Source organism: Epibacterium sp. Ofav1-8, assembly GCF_022348185.1.
Taxonomy (GTDB): domain Bacteria; phylum Pseudomonadota; class Alphaproteobacteria; order Rhodobacterales; family Rhodobacteraceae; genus Epibacterium.
This window is the reverse complement of record NZ_JAKRFD010000002.1, coordinates 383,628-402,316: the sequence shown is the minus strand read 5'-3', so window position 1 is coordinate 402,316 and position 18,689 is coordinate 383,628. Positions and strand designations below refer to the sequence as shown.

The following is an 18,689-nucleotide window of genomic DNA, read 5'->3' as shown; positions in this document are numbered from 1 at the left end:
TCTCATATCCGGGGCAATCCGCGTCATCCGCGCGGGTTGCCCCATTTTCTTTTGCCGATGGAAGACCCCTCATGAAACGTGCCGGATTCACCACTGTCTGGCTGCCCGTAGCGCTGTTGCTGCCGCAGTTGATGATCATTGCGATCTTCTTCTACTGGCCAGCCGCCTGGGCGGTGCAGTCGTCATTCTACCTTCAGGACCCGTTTGGGTTTGGTTCAACCTTTGTCGGGGTCGAGAACTACACCGACCTGATGGCCAACTCCGAATACGGCAAGGTGGCGCGTTTCACCGTGATCTATACCGCGCTGGTGACGTTCTTCTCGCTGGCGATCGCCCTGCTGCTGGCGGTGAAGGCGGACAAGGTCATCAAGGGCGCAAAGTCCTATCGCACGCTGCTGATGTGGGTCTACGCGATCGCCCCGCCGGTAGCGGGGTTCCTGGGGCTGATGTTCTTTGATCAGCGCAATGGTCCGATGACCGAGATGTTTCAGGCGCTGGGCTGGGATTTCCGTCTGGGTGCTGATTACAACTCCACCGCCACCGCGATGGTGATCGTTGCGGTGTGGAAGCAGATCCCGGTCAATTTCATTTTCTTCCTCTCGGGGCTTCAGTCGATCCCGAAATCCGTGCGTGAGGCCGCGCTGATCGACAACCGCTCCGCCTCGGGGCGCTTCTGGGAGGTGACCTTTCCGCTGCTCGCGCCGACCGCGTTCTTCCTGCTGATCATCAATATCACCTATGCGCTGTTCGACACCTTCGGGATCATCGACACGCTGGTGCGGTCGGAGCCCGGCAACAACCCGGTGACGCTGGTCTACAAGGTCTTTGTCGATGGGTTCCGCGGCAATGATCTCGGCGGATCCTCAGCGCAATCGGTGATCCTGATGGTGCTGGTCCTGCTGCTCACCGTTTTCCAGTTCCGGCTGATCGAACGCCGGATTCACTACACCTGAGGAGGGTCGGATCATGACTGATATGACACAGGCCAGCATCGCCACCCCGGCGCGCCCGCGCCGCTCCAAACGCTTTCGCTGGTCGCAGGTGTTTGACCACGCGATCCTGTGCACGGGCGCGTTCTTCATGGTGTTTCCGGTGTTTCTGGTGCTGATGACCACCAGTTTCGAGGACGCGGACATCGTGCGCAACGGGCTCCAGTTCGGCTTTGAAGGCCAGATGCTGGAGAATTTTGAAGCCGCGATGTTCGAGGCCGCCGGGTTCAGCAAGGCGATCACCGGCACCCGGATGCTGATGAACTCGCTGATCCTCGGTTTTGGCTTTGCGATCGGCAAGATCGTGATTTCCATGATGGCCGCCTATGCCATCGTGTATTTCCGGCTGCGGTTTGCGACATTCGCCTTCTGGATCATCTTTACCACGCTGCTGCTGCCGCTGGAGGTGCGCATCCTGCCCTCTTACGAGGCGATCCAGAGCCTTGGCCTCGCCAATACTTACAGCGGCCTCATCATCCCGCTGATCGCCTCGGCCACCGGCACGTTCTTCTTCCGCCAGTTCTTCCGCTCGATCCCCGAAGAACTGGTGGAGGCCGCGCGCATTGACGGCGCCGGGCCGATCAAGTTCTTCATCGACATTCTGGTGCCGCTGAGCCGCACCATGATCGCGGCGATCTTCATCATCATGTTTGTCTATGGCTGGAACCAGTACCTCTGGCCGACGCTGATCACCACCGATGAGGGCATGTTCACCCTGGTGCGCGGCATCAAGCAGATCGTGCAGGTGCTGAGCCAGACCGGCGCGATGATCCCCGAATACGGCAAGGCGCTGGCGCTCTCTCTGATCGCCATGATCCCGCCTGTCCTCATCGTCATTTTCTTCCAGAGCTGGTTCGTCAAGGGCCTGACGGAATCCGATAAATAAGGAACTGAACCTATGGCACAGGTAACACTGGACCGTGTCCGCAAGACCTATCCCAATGGCTTTGAAGCCGTGCAGCCCTGCTCCGTCGAGATCCCTGATGGGGAGCTGGTGGTGCTGGTCGGCCCCTCGGGCTGCGGGAAATCCACTTTGTTGCGCATGATCGCAGGGCTTGAGGACATCACCGATGGGGCGCTCTCGATTGGCACCGATGTGGTCAACGACAAGGACCCGGCTGATCGCAACATCGCGATGGTCTTTCAGAACTACGCGCTCTATCCCCATATGAGCGTTGCAAAAAATATGGGATACGGGCTGAAGAACCGCGGCGCCTCCAAGGCCGAGATCGACGCCAAGGTGCAGGAAGCCGCGCGTATTCTGAACCTCGGCGACTATCTTGATCGTCGCCCAAGCCAGCTGTCGGGCGGGCAGCGACAGCGCGTCGCCATGGGGCGGGCCATCGTGCGCGATCCGGAATTGTTCCTGTTTGACGAGCCGCTCTCCAACCTCGATGCCAAGCTGCGCAACCAGATGCGGATCGAAATCCGGGCGTTGCAGCAGCGGCTTGGGGTGACCTCGGTCTATGTCACCCACGATCAGGTCGAGGCGATGACAATGGCGGACCGCATCATCGTGCTGAATGCCGGGCGCGTGGAGCAGATCGGCACCCCGACCGAAATCTACGAACGCCCGGCCTCGACCTTTGTGGCCGGATTCATGGGCGCGCCGCCGATGAACCTGATGACGGCAGCGCTGGTCTCCGGTCAGCTGCAAGTCGGGGGCGAGACGAAACTGCCCCTCACCCCGCCTGCTGTGGCAACGGATGAGGTGCTTGTCGGATACCGGCCCGAGGATGTGCGTCTGGGCGGTGACGGTTCTGTGGTGCTGGATGTGCAGATCATCGAGGAGCTGGGCGCAAACCGGCTGCTGCATGGTCAGCTGGGCGGACAGGCGTTCTCGATCAGCATCGGCAAGGACGAACAGGCTCAGGTCGGCCCGCAGCCGATCACCCTGCCCCAGGATCGCGTCCACTTCTTCCACCCCGAGCGCGGCACGCGTCTCTGATCCCGGTGCAGAGTAACGTGCAGCAATAACAAGGCCGGCGACTGCGACGTCGCCGGCCCATTGGCAAGATCATCGCCCGCGGTGCGGACGCGGATCCCACAGCCTCCGGGTCAAACGGTTGCAGGCGGCGGGCCGAGTTTCTTGCGCCAGGAGGCGATCGCCTTGATCCGCGTCGACATCTTCTGATTGAGATCCAGCATGTCTTTCATGGTTTTCATCGCCTTCACATCCGATGCGCTGGCCCCCTTGGATGCCCAGTCCGCCATGGCCTTGAATATGGCCTCGCCGGTCTTGTTCTCAGTGCTGCTCTTTGGATAGAGCTTGGCGATATTGCCGACATTCTGGTTGATGTCGCGGGCCGCTTTCAGAATGTTCTCGGAAAAGAACTTCAGCGCTTCGGTTTCGTCGCCGTTTGAATTGCGCTGGTTCTGCGCCACAAACAGCGCGCCTTTTTTCAGGGTCGCGTCGAGGTTTTTTCCCAGAACATTCAGGGATCGCACCGCATCGGTCATTTCCTTGCCGCGCTTGCCGACGATCTGCTTGTTCATGTTGAGCTGCGCTTCACCGCTGACGATGATCGCTTCGAGGTCCTTCTCCAGCACGTTGAGGCTGTCGAGCTTCATCTTGGAGCCGGTTTTCTTCAGCTCGTCCTTCCATGCCGTGTCCAGAACCTTGACATAGGCCGCGCAGGCTTTCTTGGCGGAAGACAGCGCCTTGTCCAGATCTTCGAGCGCCTTCAGCTGCTTGTCCAACGGATCCTTCTTATCGCGTGCCCCATTGCGATAGTCGGTGAACGCCTTGTCCATCGCCTTGAAATTGGTGGACAGCTTTGTCTTCTGGATCGCCTTGATAAAGGCATCGCTCGGCTTTTTGGATTTCGTGTTCTTTTCGAACGCCGTCTTGGCGCGTTCCCATTCTTTCGCCCAACTTCCTGCTTCTACTGCCATATTCGTTCCTCCTTGGTGCCAATTGCCTGTTCACAATAATCTGATTAGCGGGCTGCGCGCCGTCCCACCAGTCGGGAGCGGCAAAACTTTGAAACAACCTGCGTCTCATCTGGTCTCACGCAGCAGCCCTCAGGTTCCGTCGCGGCGTGTGCGATTTTTTCCAGCGCCCGGCGGTCTGGCGCAAGGCTTTGTGCCGCGCGCGTAAAAACGCTATGTAGCGGAGACAGCAACAAGGGGATGCGTGCCCATGACCATCTATGGCGACAGCTTCGAGACCCGCGAAGCAATGATCGAGGCCTGCCGCGCGTTGAACCAAAGCGGCGTCAACCAGGGCACCTCCGGCAATATTTCGGTGCGCGTCGGCGCGGATTTTCTGATTACCCCGTCCGGCGTTCCCTACGAGGGGCTCACCCCTGACCTGATCGTGCGCCTGCCACTGGACCCAACTCAGCAGGCAGCGCCCGGGCAGATGAAACCCTCGACGGAATGGCCCTTCCACCGTGCCCTGCTGGTTGCCAAACCCGAGATGCAGGCGGTGGTGCACGCCCATCCGGTTCATTGCTGTGCATTGGCCATGAACCGCCAGAGTATACCGGCCTGCCACTATATGGTGGCTGCGTTTGGCGGCACCGACGTGCCTCTGGCGGAGTATGCGTTGTTCGGCTCCGACGCGCTCTCGGACAGTGTCACCGCAGCCATGCAGGAGCGCTCTGCCTGTCTGATGGCCAATCATGGCGCTGTTGTCTGCGGTGAAACGCTCGAGAAGGCCATGTGGCGCATGGGAGAGCTGGAAGCCCTCGCCAAGAGCTATATCGCAAGCCTCTCCATCGGCACGCCGCATATCCTGAGCGACGCGGAAATGGCCGAGGTGCTGGAGGCCTTTGCCGGTTACGGCCCGGCGCGCGAGTCCTGATGCGCCGGGGCCTGGTCCACGCATGAGCGCGTCGCACGCCCTTGCTTTGCTGCTGATCCTGGGCACCGTGGCCCTGATCGGTCTTGGGCTGAGGTGGTATTTCCTCCCCGAGGATGATGACGACGATTTTCTCTGATGTCGCCGCATCCACCAGAAAAGCCGCCGGTTTCGCAACCAGCGGCTTTCTCAAGCAAAACAATGCTTTGCGATGGTACCCAAGGCCGGACTCGAACCGGCACGCTGTCACCAGCGGGGGATTTTGAATCCCCTGCGTCTACCATTCCGCCACTTGGGCCTGCTGCGTGTCCTAGCGCTGCTTTTGCCCGAGGTCCAGAGCCAAATGTGGGCACAGGCGCAGAAAATTGACCAATTCAGCGCTGTCGCAAACAGTTGAGTTGACCCCCGGGCGCCTGCATGCAACGTCAGCCGGGACTTTTCCATCTAGGACATTGCCCTCTGACATGTTGCGCCCTCTTTATGATCGGACCATGGCCCTGGCGGACCACCCGCATGCGCTGTGGTGGCTGGCGATTGTCGCCTTTGTCGAAAGCTCCGTGTTTCCCATACCGCCCGACGTGTTGATGATCCCGATGATCCTGGCGCGCCCGTCCCGCGCCTGGCTGATTGCGCTTGTGGCGCTTGCGGCTTCGGTGGCCGGAGGGCTGCTGGGCTATGTGATCGGGGCGTTCTTCTACGAGGGGATCGGCCTGCCGGTACTCGAAGCCATGGGAAAGGCCGACAAGATGGCCGAGTTCAATACCCGGTTCAACGATTTTGGCTTCTGGGCCGTGCTGATCGCCGGGGTCACGCCCTTCCCCTACAAGGTCATCACCATCATGTCCGGCTGGACCGGCATGCCGATCGCCACTTTTGTCGCCACGTCGATCCTGGCGCGAGCGCTGCGGTTCTTTCTCGTGGCGGGACTGTTGTGGCAATTCGGCGCGCCCGTGCGCGATTTCATTGAAAAGCGTCTGGGGCTGGTGTTCACCGTCTTCTGTCTGCTGCTGTTGGGCGGCTTTCTTGCACTGAGGTATCTATGACATTCAGCCGTTTTCTCACCCTGATCGCCGCCGGTGGGTCCGCCGCGCTGCTGCTTGGCGCCTTCGGGTTTCAGTACATTGGCGAGCTTGCCCCCTGCAAGATGTGCATCTGGCAACGCTACCCGCATGGGGCGGCGGTTGGGCTCGGTGTTCTTGCGGTTCTGATCCCCGGTGCGGTGCTGCCCTACCTGGGGGCTTTGGCGGCCCTGACGACGGCTGCGATCGGAGCGTTTCACGCCGGCGTCGAACAGGGCTGGTGGGAAGGTCCGACCACCTGCACATCCGGCGCGATCGACGGTCTCAGCGCGGATGAGCTGATGTCGCAGATCATGTCGGCACCGCTGGTGCGCTGTGACGACATCCCGTGGGAGCTGTTCGGCCTGTCCATGGCCGGATGGAACGCGGTAATCTCGCTGGTTCTGGCCGCGATTTGGGTCGCGGCAGCCCGTCACGCGCGCTGACGGTCAGGCGCGCAGACGGTCAAGCGCGACTGTCTTTCTTGGTGGCCAGCAACAGATTGGTTTCGCTGGACACCACCCCGTCGAACATGCGGATCTTGGCCAGCGCTTCGTCGAGGGTTTCCAGCGTTTCGGTCCCCAGCTCCACGATCAGGTCCCAGCGCCCGTTGGTTGTGTGTATCGCACGCACCTCGGGCAGCCCCTGCAGCTGGCGCGTGATCCGCGACGCCCCGCGCCCCTCGATGCCGATCATCATCAGCCCGCGGACCGGATCGCGCAGCACGTCCTCCTTCAGCACCACCGTGAACCCCAGGATATCACCGCGCGACTGAAGCCGCTCGATCCGGGTGCGCACCGTTGTGCGCGACAGTTCCAACTGCATGGCCAGATCGGAGAGCGAGGCCCGCGCGTCATGGCGCAGTGCCGAGATCAGGCGTTCATCCGTTTTGTCCATAATCTACGTCCGTTTTGCGTTGTCTCTTCTCCTTATGGTCAATTTGCTCTCTGTTTTCCACCTCAAAACGGAGAAATATCAAAGAGACCCTCAATCAAGGAGATTTCGGATGTCCTCTCGACACTGTATTCTCGTCGGCGCGCCCGTCGACAGCGGCAAGCGCCGCACCGGCTGCCTGATGGGGCCGGATGCCTATCGCACTGCCGGGCTCGCCCCCGCCCTCGAAAGCCTCGGCCACACGGTCGAGGATATCGGCAATGTCACCCCTGCCCCGCATGCCCCCGATGATGGCAGCGGCCCCCTGCACGAGCCAAATCTGACCCGCGCCTGGACCGAGAGCCTGTCCGAAGCCGCAGAAGCCGCCATGGCGCGCGGCATGCCGATTTTCCTCGGCGGCGATCACGCTCTGGCATTGGGCACCGTGCGCGGTGTCGCCAACCACGCCGCAAGCCAAGGGCGCCCACTGTTTGTGCTCTGGCTCGATGCCCATAGCGACTATCACTCGCTGGACAGCACCGATTCCGGCAACCTGCATGGCTGTCCGGTGCGCTATTTCACCGGTCAGGCACCGTTTGAGGGCTTTCCGCCGGTGCCCAATCCGGTGCCGCCGGAAAATGTCTGCATGATCGGTCTGCGGTCCGTCGACAGTGCCGAGCGCGAGGCGATGGAGAAGGTCGGCATTCACCGCCACGACATGCGCGATATTGATGAGAACGGCATCGCACGTCCACTCAGCGCCTTTCTGGAAAAGGTCGCCGCCCAGAACGGCGTGCTGCATGTCTCGCTGGATGTGGATTTCCTCGATCCCGCCGTCGCACCTGCGGTTGGCACCACTGTTCCAGGCGGCGCCACCGTGCGCGAGGGTCATCTGGTCTGCGAAATCCTGCATGACAGCGGCCTGATGACATCGATGGATCTGGTGGAGCTGAACCCCTTCCTGGATGAGCGTGGCCGCACCGCGCATCTGATGGTCGATCTTTGTGCCTCTGCCATGGGGCGGCGCGTGTTTGACCGCCCAACCCGGAGCTACAACGCATGAGCATGCTTCAGGCTCCTGCGGCGGTGGTGATGGTGCGTCCTCATCACTTTACGCCGAACCCGGAAACCCGAGGGGACAATGCGTTTCAGGCGCAGGCCGATGCCCATGCCGACACCATCAGCGCCCGCGCGATCACCGAATTCGACGGCGCGGTCGCTGCGCTGCGCGACGCAGGCGTTACGGTCCATGTGTTCGAGGACACCAGCCGCGACACCCCGGATTCCGTCTTTCCCAACAACTGGTTCTCCACCCACGCCGGTGGTCATGTGGCGGTCTACCCGATGTTTGCGGCCAACCGGCGCCGAGAGCGGCGCTGGGACGTGATCGAGATGCTGAAGCGGGAGTACCGCGTTCAGGACGTGATCGATTATTCCGGCCTGGAGCAGGATGCTCTGTCGCTCGAAGGCACCGGTGCCATGGTGCTCGATCACATCGGGCGCATTGCCTATACGGTCAAATCAAACCGCGCCGATCCGGTGCTGCTGGAGCGGTTCTGCACCCATTTCAACTATGAACCGATGGTGTTCGAGGCCTGCGACGATCAGGGGCGCGACGTGTATCACACCAATGTCCTGATGGGCATCGGCACCGACTATGCGCTGATCTGCCTGGACATGATCCGCGACGCCACCCGCCGCGCCGAGGTTCGGCAGCGGCTCGAAGAAAGCGGGCGCAGCGTCATCGACCTGTCTGCCGCGCAGATCCAGAACTTTCTCGGCAATACCTTCGAACTGACCGGGCACCGGCGCGTGCTGGCGTTGTCCGCCCGCGCGGCACAGGCACTGACCCCGGACCAGCGGGCGGTGATCGAACGCTCGGCAGAGCTGCTGCCGCTCTCCATTCCCACACTTGAAACGGCCGGTGGGTCGGTGCGCTGCATGCTCGCCGGCATTCACCTCAGCCCCCGTCAAAGGACCATGCAATGACCCAACCTTCCGATAAGGCCCTTGTTCCTTTTGTCAGCGTAGACAACATGATGCGCCTCATTCATCATGTTGGCATCGAGGATATGATGCGCAATCTGGCCGACTATATCGAGGCCGATTTCAAACGCTGGGAGCTGTTTGACAAGACCCCCCGTGTCGCCAGCCACTCCGACGTCGGTGTGATCGAACTGATGCCCACCTCCGATGGCGAGGCTTACGGGTTCAAATACGTCAACGGCCACCCCAAGAACACCTCCGAGGGGCTGCAAACCGTGACGGCCTTTGGCTTGCTCGCCGATGTCTATACCGGCTATCCGGTGCTGCTGACAGAGATGACCATCCTCACCGCCCTGCGCACCGCGGCGACCTCGGCCATGGTGGCCAAACATCTCGCCCCCAAGGGCGCGGATACCATGGCAATGATCGGCAATGGCGCGCAGTCGGAATTTCAGACGTTGGCGATGAAGGCGATCATCGGTCTCAAGGCCGTCCGCCTGTATGACAAGGACCCGGCGGCAACCGAGAAATGCGCGCAGAACCTCGCGGGGCTTGGGGTGGATGTCACCATCTGCAAAACCCCGGAAGGGGCGATCGAGGGCGCACAGATCCTCACCACCTGCACCGCGGACAAGCAATATGCCACCATCCTGACCGACAACATGGTCGGCAGCGGGGTGCATATCAACGCCATCGGCGGCGACTGCCCCGGCAAGACCGAGCTTGCGCCCGGCATCCTCAACCGGTCGGACGTGTTTGTGGAGTATCCGCCGCAAACGCGCGTCGAGGGCGAGATCCAGCAGATGCCCGAGGACTTCGCCGTGACGGAACTGTGGGAAGTGATCTCCGGTCACAAACCGGGACGCACCGGGGATCGTCAAATCACGCTGTTCGACAGTGTCGGCTTTGCGATCGAGGACTTCTCGGCCCTGCGCTACATTCGTGACCGCATCAAGGGCACGGATTACTTCATCGATCTCGACATGCTGGCAGACCCGGATGATCCACGCGACCTCTTTGGCATGGTGCAGCGCGCCAAGGTCTGACGCAGAAAGCGCGCCTCTCGGGGCGCGCTTTTGATTTTATTCCAAAGACTTCAGGCCTCTAGCTCACTGTCCCAATAGAGATAGTCCATCCAGCTTTCATGCAGATATCCGGGCGGGAACTTGCGGCCCGTATTGCGCAGTTCCTCCGCCCCGGGACGGCGCGGGGGCTTACGCAGGGACATGCCCGCACGGTGCAGCGGCTTGGAGCCTTTCCTGAGATTGCAGCGCGAACAGGCCGCCACCACATTTTCCCAGCTGGTCACGCCGCCCGCCGCGCGTGGCACCACGTGGTCAAAGGTCAGATCGCCCTTGGCCCCGCAGTACTGGCAGCAGAATTCGTCCCGCAAGAATAAATTAAAGCGCGTGAAGGCCACGCGCTTTTGGGGTTTGACAAAATCCTTCAGTACCACGACCGACGGTATTCGAATTTCGGTACTGGGACTGCGCACAACCTCGTCATACTCGGCCACGATGGCAACCCGGTCGAGCCATGCGGCTTTGACGGCGTCCTGCCATGGCCAGAGTGACAAGGGGTAGTATGACAAAGGACGATAATCCGCGTTCAACACCAGCGCTGGATGTTGTTTCAGAGCCCCCGGCTCCCTTACGAATTCTGTCCTGAAGTCTCCGTCCATCAACGTCTTCCTCGCCCTGCTTGCCTCGTATCGGCACCAGAGCGGGGAACCCGCCCCAGCTTGAGATTAACTATATATCGTGGCCGGAGCCTGACAAGCCCCAAAGCGCCACCAGATGTCGTGTGAGATAGGATGATTCCGTTACAGCGGCGTGACAGTTATCCACAGCCCGCAAAACAGGCATTCCGCAGCGCGGCATCTGCACAGGCTTGCACCACAGCTCACCTGCCCGTAGAGCCAACCCCATGAGCCGCTTGATCCGTTTCAACAAACCCTTTGATGTGCTGCCGCAGTTCACCGATCGCGGCAGCGAAGGCAGTCCGCGTGCCACGCTGAGCGATTATGTCGACTGCCCCGGCGTCTACCCCGCCGGGCGTCTGGACCGCGACAGTGAAGGGTTGATGCTGCTCACCGACAATGGCCGTCTGCAGGCCTGGATCAGCGACCCCAAGCACAAGCTGGAAAAAACCTATTGGGCGCAAGTCGAGGGTCTCCCCGATGAGGACGCGTTGAACTCACTCCGCCAAGGGGTTGAACTAAAAGACGGAATGACCCGCCCTGCCAAGGCACGCCTGATCAATGAGCCTGCTCAGCTCTGGGCCCGCACGCCGCCGATCCGGGAACGCAAATCCGTGCCCACCGCGTGGCTCGAGTTGAAGATCACCGAAGGCAAGAACCGGCAGGTCCGACGCATGACGGCAGCAGTGGGGCATCCGACCTTGCGGCTGATCCGCTACGCCATTGGCGCTTGGACACTGGAGGGGCTGGCGCAGGGCAAATGGGACGACTTGGACCCGCCGCGCGTGCCCGGCCCGCCAAAACCCTCGCAAAAGCCGCCCCGCCGCAAACCACTCGCACAAAATACAGAAAACGGCGCTTCAAGGTCTCCCTCAAAGCGCCGCAAACCACGTTCAAAATCAACGCGCTAGGATTACAGGCTCAGTTTGTCGCGCATGAAGGCCAGGGCCACACTCAGCCCATCGGGCGCGATCCCGTGGCCGGTGCCCTTCATCACATGGGCGAACACATCCTGAAAGCCCGCTTCTTGCAGCGCTTCGGCAGCCTGCGGCAGCGATTGCGGCGGCACCACGTCGTCCTCGTCCCCATGCACCAGCAGCACCGGCATCCGGCTCACGACCTCATCGCTGAAGGTGTCCGGCGACAGCAGACGACCGGAAAACGCCACGATCCCCGCCACGGGGTCTTCGCGACGCGGGGCCACATGCAGCGCCATCATCGTGCCTTGCGAGAAGCCCAGCAAAACCACCTGCTCCGGCAGCAGATCCTCATCCACCATGAAGGCATCCAGGAACGCGTTGAGGTCATCCACCGCTGCCATCATGCCGCGCATCGACTCCTCTTCCGAGGAACCGTCAATCCACGGAATTGGGAACCACTGGAACCCCATCGGGGCACCGGCGCAGGCCTCGGGCGCATCGGGGGCGACAAACAACGTGTCCGGCAAATGTTCGGCCAGCGGGTCGGCAAGACCCAGGAGATCCGCCCCATTGGCCCCATAGCCGTGCAAAAACACCACAGCCGAGCGGGTGTCACCGGAGAGCGGCTCTTTGCGGCCGGCAGTCAAAACGCGAGTCATCGGATCCCTTCCCTGTCCTTTGCCACATGGTAATAGGCCCACAAAAGCCGCGCCGCAACCGACCGCCACGGCGACCACGCCGCGGCCATGTCGCGCAGGGCACGCTCTTTGGGGCGCTCTGGCAGGTCAAACAACAGCCGCGCGCTTTCCTGCAGGGCCAGATCGCCGGGGGCAAAGACATCCGCCCGCCCAAGGGAGAACATCGCGTAGATCTCTGCCGTCCAGACTCCGATGCCCGAAACCTGTGTCAGTTCTGCCACCACATCTGCTGTAGGAGCATCCCGTAAGGACTTGAAATCTATACGCGCCTCAGCCAATGCACGGGCATAGCGGATCTTCTGGCGGCTCAGGCCCGCCGCGCGCAGATCCTCATCGCTGGCCCAGAGGATCTTGCGCGGCCCCGTGAGCTTTGCCGCGCGCAGGCGGTTCCAGATCGCATTGGCCGACGCCACCGAGACCTGCTGGCTGACAATGGCGCTCAGAAGCTGCGCAAACCCATCGGGCTTGCGCCGGAGCGGCAGTGGCCCCGTGAGCGCCAGCGCATCGGCAAAGCGTGGATCCTGCGCAGACAGCCACGCGGCGCCTTCAGCCACGCAGGCCGGGGTCTCGATGATGCGGCCAACCGTCATCTGGTGCCCCGCGCGAAAATTGTATTGGTGCACTGCACGCTGCTTGTTCCTTCACCTGTTCAGGGCTACGCCATTGCCATGACTATGACCGCTCCTGCCCCCGACGACCATATTGCAAAGCGCAATGTTCTGATTCTTGTGCTCGCGCAGGCCTTTCTGGGCGCGCAGATGCCGATGATCTTCATCGTGGGCGGACTGGCCGGTCAATCCCTGGCGACCAACCCCTGTCTGGCGACCCTGCCGATTTCGCTGATCGTTGCGGGCTCGATGCTCTCGGCCACGCCAATCTCGGCGATCATGCAGCGGTACGGACGCCGCGCCGGTTTTGCCATTGGTGCCACCGGCGGTGCGCTGGGGGGGCTGATCGGCGGCTATGGTCTCTACCTTGGCTCGTTCCCGGTGTTTCTGGTGGGCAGCGCCCTGACCGGTGTCTATATGAGCGCGCAGGGGTTTTACCGCTTTGCCGCTGCCGATACCGCATCTGACAGCTTTCGCCCCAAGGCGATTTCCTATGTGATGGCCGGGGGCCTGTTGTCGGCGATTGTCGGCCCGCAACTGGTCAAGGCCACCAGTGATGCCTTCGTCATTCCCTTCCTCGGCACCTATTTGGCGGTGATCGCTGTAAATGTGCTGGGTGTCGGCCTCTTTGCCTTTCTGCGCATTCCGCGCCCGCCCGCACCGAAGGAAGATGCCCCCATCGGTCGCAGCCGTTGGGAGCTGCTGAAAACCCCCACCATCGCCGTCGCGGTGATCTGCGCCATGGTGTCTTATGCGCTGATGAACCTGGTGATGACCTCCACGCCGCTGGCGGTTGTCGGCTGTGGTTTCAGCCAGAACACCGCTGCGGATGTGGTCACCTCGCATGTTCTGGCGATGTATGTGCCGTCGTTCTTTACCGGGCACTTGATCGCGCGTTTCGGCGTGGAAAAGGTCGTTGGCGCGGGGCTGGTGATCCTCGCAGGTGCGGGCGCTGTCGCCTTGCAGGGCGTGGATCTGGGCAACTTCTTTATCGCGCTGATCCTGCTGGGCGTTGGCTGGAACTTCGGCTTTATCGGCGCGACCACCATGCTCGCTGGCGCGCATGAGGCGCATGAGCGCGGTCGGATGCAGGGTCTCAACGACCTGCTGGTCTTTGGCGGCGTGACCGTCGCCTCCGTTGCATCCGGTGGTTTGATGAACTGTTCGGGCGGCAATCCGGTCGAGGGCTGGGCCGCCGTCAATATGGCCATGGCCCCCTTCCTCGTGCTGGCGGGCGGTGCCTTGATCTGGCTGGTGCTGAAGCCCAAATCCGCCACCGCCTGATCGCGGACTGCACCCTGGCGCGCTACCAGTGCCCGGTGCCCGCCTGCCACATCAGCGAGACCCGCCTGCGAAACTCACTACGGCCAAGCGCGCCTGCCGCCACGCGTGCGGGCTCGGCCCGGACCTGTCGCAATATGGCACCGGCCTGCCAGCCGGGCAGCAAGGCACTGCTTGCCGCAGAGGAAATCGCCTGCCGCCCTCGTCTGGCAGCGGCAAGCCGGTCCAATCCCCGTTCCGCCAGTTGGATCAGCCCGGCGTTGGTGCCATCCAACAGCGGCACCCGTTTTTGGGCCTCAAGCTCCGGGATCGCACGCAGATAGGCCGCAAGCCCCGCCGCATAGGCATAGTCGCGCACAACACCCTCGTCTGCTGGCCCCAGCGAGGCGGCCGCCATCCACATCAGACCGCCCGATGTGGCGTCGATATAGGTGTCAAAGGCTGCCTCATCCTCAAACGGATCGCGGTAGATGTCCCAGCGCCGCGCCTCCGCCATCGCGTCAATCATCTGCGCGGCTTCATGGTTGACCAGCCGCGCCAGCGGTGTCGCCACATAATGCCTGCGCACTTGCCCGCCGGACGCAATCTCCGCACCGACATCACGCCACCACTGCACCCGCATCTCGGCGATCATGCTCTCCTGACTGGCCCAGGGAGCGCGCGACATCTCGATGTTAAAGGCGTAGAGCGCAAACAGCAGCGGCCGCGCCTCGACAGGGGCGGCCATTGCGGCCAGAAAGCGATCCGGATCGCCCTTCTGAACCGCCTCGGCGCAGGCGATCAGGTCATCGTCAAACTGCATCCGCGGCCTCGGCCGCATCGCGCAGCAGCTTCCAGTTCATCGCATCGAGCAGCGCGTCAAAAGACGCATCCAATATGTTCGGGCTGACGCCAACAGTGGACCAGCGCCGGCCCTTGCCGTCTTCGCTGTCGATGATGACGCGGGTCACGGCCTCGGTGCCGCCCTGGGTGATACGCACCTTAAAGTCGACCAGCCGCATGTCGTCCAACACCTTGGAATAGCGCCCCAAATCCTTGCGCAGCGCCTTGGCCAAGGCGTTCACCGGGCCACGGTCGCTGCCCGAGGGATCAAGCGATTCACTCACTGAGAGGAGCTTTTCGCCATCGACCTTGACCACCACAACGGCCTCGGACAGGCTCACCATGCGGTCATACTTGTTCTTGCGCCGCTCCACGGTGACCTTGTAGCGCTTGACCTCAAAGAACTGCGGCATCTGGCCCAGTTCTTCGCGCGCCAGCAGCTCAAAGGACGCCTGCGCCGTGTCGTAGGAATAGCCTTCGGTTTCGCGTTCCTTCACCCGCTCCAGAATACGGCCAAGCGCGGGGTCGCCTTTTTCAACTGTCAGGCCCGCCTCCGCCAGACGGCGGCGCAGGTTCGACTGCCCGGCCTGATTGGACATCGGGATAACGCGACCGTTGCCCACCACCGTAGGGTCGATATGCTCATAGGTCGAGGGGTCCTTGAGGATCGCGCTCGCATGCAGCCCAGCCTTATGCGCAAAGGCCGAGGCCCCCACATAGGCCGCCTGTTTCTGCGGCACCCGGTTGAGGATCTCATCCAGCATCCGGCTCACCGTCGTCAGCCGCGCCAGCGCCCCCTGCGGCACGCCGGTCTCATAGGCGCTGGCATAGGGTTCCTTCAACAGAAGCGTCGGGATCAGCGTGGTTAGGTTGGCATTGCCACAGCGCTCGCCCAGACCGTTGAGCGTGCCCTGGATCTGGCGCACGCCCGCGTCCACCGCCGCCAGCGAACAGGCAACCGCATTTTCGGTGTCGTTATGGGTGTGAATGCCCAGATGATCGCCCGGCAGCCCCGCAGCGATCACCTCGGATACGATGCGATGAACCTCATGCGGCAGCGTGCCGCCATTGGTGTCGCACAGCACAACCCAACGCGCGCCCGCCTCCAGCGCCGCGCGACAGGCCGCCAGCGCATAGTCTGGATTGGCCTTGTAGCCGTCAAAGAAATGCTCGGCATCAAACAGCGCCTCGCGCCCTTGCGCCACGATATGCGCCACAGACTGCGCGATATTATCAAGGTTCTCTTTCAGAGAAATGCCAAGCGCCGCAGTCACGTGATAGTCATGCGACTTCCCCACCAGACAGACGCTCTTGGTGCCCGCGTTCATCACCGCCGCCAGCACATCGTCATTCTCTGCCGAGCGCCCTGCCCGCTTGGTCATGCCAAAGGCCGTCAGCGTCGCGCGCGTATCCGGCGCCTCATCGAAAAAGGCACTGTCGGTCGGATTGGCACCGGGCCAGCCGCCCTCAATGTAGTCTACACCTAGGTCATCAAGTGCCTGGGCGATCTGCTTTTTTTCTAACGTGGAGAACTGCACCCCCTGCGTCTGCTGCCCGTCGCGCAGGGTGGTGTCATAAAGGTAGAGCCGTTCCGTCATTCCAGCCCCTCCAGCTTGGCCGCGTCAAACCCTGTGCCGGGCACAAGTTCCACACCGGTTTTCGACATACGCACCTCCAGCCCTGCCTCCGTGTAGGCCGACTTGAGGCGATCCATCTCGGCAAAATCCTTGGTTTCCATGGCCGTCTGACGCGCCGCGAACAGTCGCGCCTCATGCGCCGAGAGATCAACCGACGGCGCTGCAGCCCAGTCACCCATCTCATCACTCAAGAGGCCCACCAACTGCCCCGCCGCCAGCAATCCCGCCGCATCGCCAGCCGCCGCCAACTTGTGCATCTCGGCAATTGCCCCGGCGGTATTGAGATCATCCGCCAGTGCGTCCAGGACTGCGGCAGCAGCGGTGGCGGCGGGCTCGATGCCCGCTGTCAGCGCCCGCCACTTGCGCAACGTCGCCTCCGCCTCGGAGGCCTTCTTCTCGGTCCAATCCATCGGCTTGCGGTAATGGGTTTGCAGGAACACAAACCGCACCACTTCGCCCGGAATGCCCTGCTCCAGCAGATCGCGCACGGTGAAGAAATTGCCCAGGGATTTGGACATCTTCTTGCCCTCGACCTGCAACATCTCATTGTGCAGCCAGTAGCGGGCAAACTCGCCCTCGGGATTGGCGCAGCAGCTCTGGGCGATCTCATTCTCGTGATGCGGGAACATCAGATCGTTGCCACCGCCGTGAATGTCAAAGCTCTCGCCCAAGAGATCATGACTCATGGCGGAGCATTCGATATGCCAGCCCGGGCGTCCGCGCCCCCAAGGGCTGTCCCAGCCGGGCTGTTCCGCATCCGAAGGCTTCCACAGCACAAAATCCATCGGGTTTTTCTTGTAAGGCGCCACCTCAACGCGGGCGCCCGCGATCATATCGTCAACGGAGCGGCCCGAAAGCTGACCGTAGCCCTCGCGCCAGGAGTCCACCGCGAACAGCACATGCCCCTCGGCAGCATAGGCATGCCCCCGCGCGATCAGATCTTCGATCATTTCGACCATCTGCGGGATATACTGCGTCGCGCGCGGCATATGCGTGGGCTCCAGCGCCCCAAGCGCGCCCATATCGTCCAGAAACCACTGGGTGGTCTCGGCGGTGATCTCGCCGATCTCGCGCCCGCTTTCAGCCGCACGCGCGTTGATCTTGTCATCGACGTCGGTAAAGTTGCGCGCGTAGGTGACATGCTCAGCGCCGTAGACATGGCGCAGCAGCCGGAACAGCACGTCAAACACCACCACAGGCCGTGCATTGCCAAGATGCGCCCGGTCATAGACCGTGGGTCCACAGACGTACATCTGCACATTGTCCGGATCAATCGGGGTAAAGACCTCTTTTTTGCGGGTCTTTGAGTTGTGCAATTTGATCGTCGTCATATCAGCTCCTTCGACAACACCTCGGCTTGGGCGACCCCCACATACCTCAGCATGCGCACTGCGCGCAGCGCGGGCTTAGCAACTTGTCACATGAAAGAGAACGACAGAAACCAGCCCGCTGAAGATCAGCAGGCGATACAAATGGTAATGATGGTTTCGATACGTGCCATGGCAATCCGATAGCACAGCGATCCCCATTGGCCAAGCCCTATCCCGTCCGGATCTGTCTTGGGTCGAAAGGATGGCCTTTTGGGGCCCCGCGCAGATTGCAAAGGCAAGCACCGCGCCGGGTCAGAACCGGAAGGATGCGCTCAGCGACAGGTAGCGGTTTTCCCGGGAGAGCGAGTAGCTGCCGCCCGGATCCTCACTGCCCAGAACACCGCCCTGCACATAGACCCGCGGCGAGACTTCGACGCCCCAGCCGAGGCCAAATCCGGTCTCCGGGCCGCCCTCGGGGAGCGGTGCAAGCAGGTGCAGGCCGCTCTGGCCCGCAGGAGCAAGGGACGGCGCGCCCACTTGTGGCGACAGCGACAGGTCGACGGCGGGCGCATGTTGCCACAGACGCGCGGTGCCGACGCTGCGTGAACCCGCCGTGCCCGCCCGAGGCGACGGCAAGGGCTGCGGCGCAGGCGAAGGGGCGGCAAAGCCGGGCTGCATGACAGGTGCGGCGACGATGGCCTGCTGCGAGAGGGCAAAACCACCTAGAAACCGGCCCGCCCAGTTGCTGTCCGCCTCTCCCGCCACGGCGGGTGTACAGGCGAGCAACAGACACCCGCAGAGGTGATGGAAGCGGCCACTTCGGTGGCGGGTGGGTACATGGTTCCCCATGGCGGTGCCCTTTCGATCAGCGCCACTGGCGCCGGTAGTAAACGCGTCGTTTTGCGCTGGTCTCCCTTGTCTTGAGCCTCCCACATTATGCTTAACACTTCGTTCAAGTCTCGCGCGCGACGGCCGTCTCCGACGGGTTTCCGGTCCGCGCGTC

General features: G+C 62.2%; 20 protein-coding genes and 1 tRNA gene. 11 read left to right on the top strand and 10 right to left on the bottom strand.

Annotation, left to right across the window (positions count from 1 at the left end; genetic code table 11):
• Window positions 1-71: 71 nt before the first annotated feature.
• Genes MHM97_RS04695 through ugpC form a run of 3 tightly spaced genes read left to right on the top strand, consistent with a single transcriptional unit; the run spans window position 72 to window position 2,937 of the window.
• On the top strand, window positions 72-953 hold the full coding sequence (locus MHM97_RS04695; RefSeq protein ID WP_239320056.1) for an ABC transporter permease subunit: 882 nt from the start codon (window positions 72-74) through the stop codon (window positions 951-953).
• A 13-nt stretch (window positions 954-966) separates the two neighbouring features.
• On the top strand, window positions 967-1,875 hold the full coding sequence (ugpE, locus tag MHM97_RS04690) for a sn-glycerol-3-phosphate ABC transporter permease UgpE (protein ID WP_239320054.1): 909 nt from the start codon (window positions 967-969) through the stop codon (window positions 1,873-1,875).
• A 12-nt stretch (window positions 1,876-1,887) separates the two neighbouring features.
• Window positions 1,888-2,937: a sn-glycerol-3-phosphate ABC transporter ATP-binding protein UgpC gene (ugpC, locus tag MHM97_RS04685; RefSeq protein ID WP_239320051.1), complete on the top strand. Its 1,050-nt coding sequence runs from the start codon at window positions 1,888-1,890 to the stop codon at window positions 2,935-2,937.
• Window positions 2,938-3,047: 110 nt separating this feature from the next.
• On the opposite strand, the gene MHM97_RS04680 is transcribed toward ugpC, so the two are convergent.
• Window positions 3,048-3,884 (bottom strand): hypothetical protein, encoded by an 837-nt coding sequence (locus MHM97_RS04680; RefSeq protein WP_239320048.1) that lies wholly within the window; start codon window positions 3,882-3,884, stop codon window positions 3,048-3,050.
• Window positions 3,885-4,131: 247 nt separating this feature from the next.
• Between MHM97_RS04680 and MHM97_RS04675 the strand changes: the two genes are divergently transcribed.
• Window positions 4,132-4,797, top strand: coding sequence for a class II aldolase/adducin family protein (locus tag MHM97_RS04675; RefSeq protein WP_239320046.1), 666 nt, complete (start codon window positions 4,132-4,134; stop codon window positions 4,795-4,797).
• Window positions 4,798-5,006: 209 nt separating this feature from the next.
• Here MHM97_RS04675 and MHM97_RS04670 read toward each other — a convergent pair.
• Window positions 5,007-5,092 (bottom strand) — tRNA-Leu (locus MHM97_RS04670).
• A 166-nt stretch (window positions 5,093-5,258) separates the two neighbouring features.
• Here MHM97_RS04670 and MHM97_RS04665 point away from each other — a divergent pair.
• Together MHM97_RS04665 and MHM97_RS04660 are read left to right on the top strand one after the other, a co-directional pair.
• Entirely contained in the window at window positions 5,259-5,837 is a 579-nt protein-coding gene (locus MHM97_RS04665) for a YqaA family protein (RefSeq protein WP_239320044.1), read from the top strand.
• Complete coding sequence (locus MHM97_RS04660; protein WP_239320042.1) at window positions 5,834-6,298, top strand: disulfide bond formation protein B; 465 nt, start codon at window positions 5,834-5,836, stop codon at window positions 6,296-6,298. The genes MHM97_RS04665 and MHM97_RS04660 overlap by 4 nt, the downstream gene beginning before the upstream one ends.
• A 19-nt stretch (window positions 6,299-6,317) precedes the next feature.
• On the opposite strand, the gene MHM97_RS04655 is transcribed toward MHM97_RS04660, so the two are convergent.
• Window positions 6,318-6,749: an Lrp/AsnC family transcriptional regulator gene (locus MHM97_RS04655; RefSeq protein WP_239320041.1), complete on the bottom strand. Its 432-nt coding sequence runs from the start codon at window positions 6,747-6,749 to the stop codon at window positions 6,318-6,320.
• Between the two features lie 109 nt (window positions 6,750-6,858).
• On the opposite strand from MHM97_RS04655, the gene rocF reads away from it, so the two are divergent.
• The 3 genes from rocF to MHM97_RS04640 are packed head-to-tail and all read left to right on the top strand — an operon-like array spanning window position 6,859 to window position 9,757.
• Complete coding sequence (gene rocF / locus MHM97_RS04650) at window positions 6,859-7,788, top strand: arginase (RefSeq protein ID WP_239320039.1); 930 nt, start codon at window positions 6,859-6,861, stop codon at window positions 7,786-7,788.
• Window positions 7,785-8,714 (top strand): citrulline utilization hydrolase CtlX, encoded by a 930-nt coding sequence (gene ctlX, locus MHM97_RS04645; protein WP_239320037.1) that lies wholly within the window; start codon window positions 7,785-7,787, stop codon window positions 8,712-8,714. The genes rocF and ctlX overlap by 4 nt, the downstream gene beginning before the upstream one ends.
• Window positions 8,711-9,757: an ornithine cyclodeaminase gene (locus MHM97_RS04640; protein WP_239320036.1), complete on the top strand. Its 1,047-nt coding sequence runs from the start codon at window positions 8,711-8,713 to the stop codon at window positions 9,755-9,757. Before ctlX ends, MHM97_RS04640 begins: the two co-directional genes overlap by 4 nt.
• A 50-nt stretch (window positions 9,758-9,807) precedes the next feature.
• Here MHM97_RS04640 and MHM97_RS04635 read toward each other — a convergent pair whose 3' ends face one another.
• Window positions 9,808-10,392 (bottom strand): HNH endonuclease, encoded by a 585-nt coding sequence (locus MHM97_RS04635; protein WP_239320034.1) that lies wholly within the window; start codon window positions 10,390-10,392, stop codon window positions 9,808-9,810.
• 245 nt (window positions 10,393-10,637) lie between these two features.
• On the opposite strand from MHM97_RS04635, the gene MHM97_RS04630 reads away from it, so the two are divergent.
• Window positions 10,638-11,321, top strand: a complete 684-nt coding sequence (locus MHM97_RS04630) for an rRNA large subunit pseudouridine synthase E (RefSeq protein WP_239320032.1) — start codon at window positions 10,638-10,640, stop codon at window positions 11,319-11,321.
• Between the two features lie 2 nt (window positions 11,322-11,323).
• Here the strand turns inward: MHM97_RS04630 and MHM97_RS04625 are convergent, their stop codons facing one another.
• The gene (locus tag MHM97_RS04625; RefSeq protein WP_005659799.1) at window positions 11,324-11,989 is read right to left on the bottom strand and encodes an alpha/beta hydrolase; all 666 of its coding nucleotides are present in this window, start codon (window positions 11,987-11,989) and stop codon (window positions 11,324-11,326) included.
• Window positions 11,986-12,618 (bottom strand): DNA-3-methyladenine glycosylase family protein, encoded by a 633-nt coding sequence (locus MHM97_RS04620; RefSeq protein ID WP_239320329.1) that lies wholly within the window; start codon window positions 12,616-12,618, stop codon window positions 11,986-11,988. Before MHM97_RS04620 ends, MHM97_RS04625 begins: the two co-directional genes overlap by 4 nt.
• 78 nt (window positions 12,619-12,696) lie before the next feature.
• On the opposite strand from MHM97_RS04620, the gene MHM97_RS04615 reads away from it, so the two are divergent.
• Window positions 12,697-13,920, top strand: a complete 1,224-nt coding sequence (locus tag MHM97_RS04615; protein ID WP_114963614.1) for an MFS transporter — start codon at window positions 12,697-12,699, stop codon at window positions 13,918-13,920.
• A gap of 22 nt (window positions 13,921-13,942) precedes the next feature.
• Here the strand turns inward: MHM97_RS04615 and MHM97_RS04610 are convergent, their stop codons facing one another.
• The 4 genes from MHM97_RS04610 to MHM97_RS04595 form a co-directional block, all read right to left on the bottom strand.
• Window positions 13,943-14,719: a squalene/phytoene synthase family protein gene (locus MHM97_RS04610; protein WP_239320023.1), complete on the bottom strand. Its 777-nt coding sequence runs from the start codon at window positions 14,717-14,719 to the stop codon at window positions 13,943-13,945.
• The gene (cimA, locus tag MHM97_RS04605) at window positions 14,709-16,337 is read right to left on the bottom strand and encodes a citramalate synthase (protein WP_239320021.1); all 1,629 of its coding nucleotides are present in this window, start codon (window positions 16,335-16,337) and stop codon (window positions 14,709-14,711) included. The genes MHM97_RS04610 and cimA overlap by 11 nt, the downstream gene beginning before the upstream one ends.
• Complete coding sequence (cysS, locus tag MHM97_RS04600; protein ID WP_239320019.1) at window positions 16,334-17,707, bottom strand: cysteine--tRNA ligase; 1,374 nt, start codon at window positions 17,705-17,707, stop codon at window positions 16,334-16,336. Before cysS ends, cimA begins: the two co-directional genes overlap by 4 nt.
• Window positions 17,708-17,998: 291 nt before the next feature.
• Window positions 17,999-18,535, bottom strand: a complete 537-nt coding sequence (locus MHM97_RS04595) for a hypothetical protein (RefSeq protein WP_239320017.1) — start codon at window positions 18,533-18,535, stop codon at window positions 17,999-18,001.
• Window positions 18,536-18,689 lie beyond the last annotated feature (154 nt).

Excerpts from the sequence above, each read along its gene's own strand:
- MHM97_RS04695 (WP_239320056.1), top strand. The coding sequence starts at position 72 with ATGAAACGTGCCGGATTCACCACTGTCTGGCTGCCCGTAGCGCTGTTG.
- ugpE (WP_239320054.1), top strand. The coding sequence starts at position 967 with ATGACTGATATGACACAGGCCAGCATCGCCACCCCGGCGCGCCCGCGC.
- ugpC (WP_239320051.1), top strand. The coding sequence starts at position 1,888 with ATGGCACAGGTAACACTGGACCGTGTCCGCAAGACCTATCCCAATGGC.
- MHM97_RS04680 (WP_239320048.1), bottom strand. The coding sequence starts at position 3,884 with ATGGCAGTAGAAGCAGGAAGTTGGGCGAAAGAATGGGAACGCGCCAAG.
- MHM97_RS04675 (WP_239320046.1), top strand. The coding sequence starts at position 4,132 with ATGACCATCTATGGCGACAGCTTCGAGACCCGCGAAGCAATGATCGAG.
- MHM97_RS04665 (WP_239320044.1), top strand. The coding sequence starts at position 5,259 with ATGTTGCGCCCTCTTTATGATCGGACCATGGCCCTGGCGGACCACCCG.
- MHM97_RS04660 (WP_239320042.1), top strand. The coding sequence starts at position 5,834 with ATGACATTCAGCCGTTTTCTCACCCTGATCGCCGCCGGTGGGTCCGCC.
- MHM97_RS04655 (WP_239320041.1), bottom strand. The coding sequence starts at position 6,749 with ATGGACAAAACGGATGAACGCCTGATCTCGGCACTGCGCCATGACGCG.
- rocF (WP_239320039.1), top strand. The coding sequence starts at position 6,859 with ATGTCCTCTCGACACTGTATTCTCGTCGGCGCGCCCGTCGACAGCGGC.
- ctlX (WP_239320037.1), top strand. The coding sequence starts at position 7,785 with ATGAGCATGCTTCAGGCTCCTGCGGCGGTGGTGATGGTGCGTCCTCAT.
- MHM97_RS04640 (WP_239320036.1), top strand. The coding sequence starts at position 8,711 with ATGACCCAACCTTCCGATAAGGCCCTTGTTCCTTTTGTCAGCGTAGAC.
- MHM97_RS04635 (WP_239320034.1), bottom strand. The coding sequence starts at position 10,392 with ATGGACGGAGACTTCAGGACAGAATTCGTAAGGGAGCCGGGGGCTCTG.
- MHM97_RS04630 (WP_239320032.1), top strand. The coding sequence starts at position 10,638 with ATGAGCCGCTTGATCCGTTTCAACAAACCCTTTGATGTGCTGCCGCAG.
- MHM97_RS04625 (WP_005659799.1), bottom strand. The coding sequence starts at position 11,989 with ATGACTCGCGTTTTGACTGCCGGCCGCAAAGAGCCGCTCTCCGGTGAC.
- MHM97_RS04620 (WP_239320329.1), bottom strand. The coding sequence starts at position 12,618 with ATGACGGTTGGCCGCATCATCGAGACCCCGGCCTGCGTGGCTGAAGGC.
- MHM97_RS04615 (WP_114963614.1), top strand. The coding sequence starts at position 12,697 with ATGACTATGACCGCTCCTGCCCCCGACGACCATATTGCAAAGCGCAAT.
- MHM97_RS04610 (WP_239320023.1), bottom strand. The coding sequence starts at position 14,719 with ATGCAGTTTGACGATGACCTGATCGCCTGCGCCGAGGCGGTTCAGAAG.
- cimA (WP_239320021.1), bottom strand. The coding sequence starts at position 16,337 with ATGACGGAACGGCTCTACCTTTATGACACCACCCTGCGCGACGGGCAG.
- cysS (WP_239320019.1), bottom strand. The coding sequence starts at position 17,707 with ATGACGACGATCAAATTGCACAACTCAAAGACCCGCAAAAAAGAGGTC.
- MHM97_RS04595 (WP_239320017.1), bottom strand. The coding sequence starts at position 18,535 with ATGGGGAACCATGTACCCACCCGCCACCGAAGTGGCCGCTTCCATCAC.